This window comes from Pseudomonas brassicae, from assembly GCF_010671725.1.
Taxonomy (GTDB): Bacteria; Pseudomonadota; Gammaproteobacteria; order Pseudomonadales; family Pseudomonadaceae; genus Aquipseudomonas; species Aquipseudomonas brassicae.
This window is the reverse complement of the sequence record NZ_JAAHBU010000609.1, coordinates 1-2,076: the sequence shown is the minus strand read 5'-3', so window position 1 is coordinate 2,076 and position 2,076 is coordinate 1. Positions and strand designations below refer to the sequence as shown.

Genomic DNA, 2,076 nt, shown 5'->3' with positions numbered 1-2,076 from the left:
GTACCAGCATCACGTCGATGTAGGGCACCACGTTCATTTCGGCCTTGAGGCCATGTTTGCGGGTCGCTCGAGCCAGCATCCTCATGCCCTCCTCAGGCGGCCGCAGCCATGGTCGATGCGCCGCCGTTGAGCCGGCGATGCAGGCGCCCTTGCAGTTCGTTGGCAAACGCGTAATAGCGCGCGACCAGGGTCTGGCTGCGGGCCGAGAAACGGTTGTAGGCCATCACCGCCGGGATCGCTGCAAACAGGCCGATGGCGGTGGCGATCAGTGCTTCGGCAATGCCCGGTGCCACGGTGGACAGCGTGGCCTGCTGCACCTGGGACAGGCCCAGAAAGGAGTTCATGATCCCCCACACCGTGCCAAACAGGCCAATGTAAGGGCTCACCGAGCCAACCGTGGCAAGGAATGGCAAGCCTTTTTCCAGGCGTTCTTCCTGCTCGGCAATGACCACCGCCAGGCTGCGCTCGACCCCGTCGAGTACGCTGTCGAGATTGCCGCCGGCATGCGGCTGGAGCTGGCTGAAACTCTGGTAGCCGGCCAGGAAGATACGTTGCAGGGCGGCATCCGCCGGCAGCGTCTGCTGGGTGCCCTCGCGGTACAGCGCGCCGATCTCGTCGGTACGAAAGCGCTTGAGAAACGCCTTGGCCAGTTGCTCGCTGCGGCGCAGTACGCCACCGCGCTGAACGATCAGGTACCAGCTGAGCAACGAGGCCAGCAGCAGGCACAGCATGACGGCCTGCACCACGAGGCTGGCGTCGCTGATCAGGCCCCACACGGTCATGTGGTCGGAATGAGGGGGGTTGTGCATGACGGTTTCCTTGGTTGTTTCGGGCCATCGGGCCCACAGTTGACGGGCGCGGCGTTGCGCGTTGATGACAGCGCCACGCCCTGCGCCTTATTCCAGGCCCAGCGCGTCGGCGACGGCCGACCAGGGCACATACTTGAAGTTCTGGCTGCCCTCGGGCATCCGTTTGCGGCCGTCCTGCACCACCAGCAGGCCGGCGCTCCACGGCCCGCCGAGGTTGGCCGAGGTGACTTCCAGGCCATCGGTCTGCGAAGCGCCATCGATGTGGCGCGCCGCGTTCAGGCCGACCTGGAAGCTGCCGCGCAGCCGGTACGGCGCCTGGGCCTCGAGCACCACATAGGCGTCGTTGCCCTGGCTGGAAATCACCAGGTAATCGCGCTGCCTGCCGTGATAGAGCGCCAGGCCCTCGACGTCGTCGTGCAGCGGGCCGCCGACGGCAATGACCTTGTCCAGGCTGCTCGGTGCGTCGGCACGCGCATCCAGGGCCCATACCGCGACATCCTCTTCGCCGATGAACAGGCGTTCGTTGCGGTCGTCGGCCACGCAGCCTTCGGGCTGGGTCGCGGTGTTGAAGCGCCGCACCATCTGGCCGAGCGGCTTGCCGCTGGTGCCATCGAGGCGGTACTGCAGGAAGGTGCCGTCCTTGTCGTTGACCACGGCATACAGGGCACCCTGGCGATCCTTGAACATGCACAGCCCGTAGATCGCCTTGAGCGGCGTGGCAAGCAGACCGATGTCACTGAGCACACCGCTGGCCGGGTCGATGGCGAACAGGTGCAGGCTGTTGTGGTCGCGGTTGCTGGCCACGGCAAGGTCCACCTGGCGCTTGCCGAGGGTAAAGCCGGGGCGCAGGTCGACGTTGTTGAGCCGCCCTACGGGTAGGTGCTGCACCTGTTTGCGGCCAGGTCATAGACCAGCAGCCCACCTTTCTTGTCGGTGCCCAGCACCCGGCTGTGCTCGGGTTGGCGCGTGTTGACCCAGATCGCCGGATCGTCTGCAGCATCGCCCAGGCTGGGCACACCGTCGGTCTGCTCCTGCGCCGCCAGTTGCACGCTGCGCGGTGGCGCCGCGAGCGCCTGCGGGGCCCAGCCCAGCATGGCGGTACGCGCCCCCGGCGTCGTCGACCAGCAACAACTCCAGGCCCTTGGCTGACGGCCGTGCACTGACCTGCTCAGGGTCGTCGAGCCCTGCCAGCGCGAGCTTGCCGACACGTTGCCAGTGCCCGGCACTGCGCTGCAGCAGGTGCAGGCTGGCTTCCAGTTCGCGGTTG

General features: G+C 66.7%; 1 protein-coding gene and 2 pseudogenes. All 3 read right to left on the bottom strand.

The window, feature by feature from the left end; all coding sequences use genetic code 11:
* Positions 1-79: pseudogene (locus tag G3436_RS26600) on the bottom strand (protein TolR); the annotation flags it as partial.
* A 13-nt stretch (positions 80-92) separates the two neighbouring features.
* On the bottom strand, positions 93-809 hold the full coding sequence (tolQ, locus tag G3436_RS26595; protein ID WP_163951326.1) for a protein TolQ: 717 nt from the start codon (positions 807-809) through the stop codon (positions 93-95).
* Positions 810-896: 87 nt separating this feature from the next.
* Positions 897-2,076, bottom strand: a pseudogene (locus G3436_RS26590) (phytase); the annotation flags it as partial.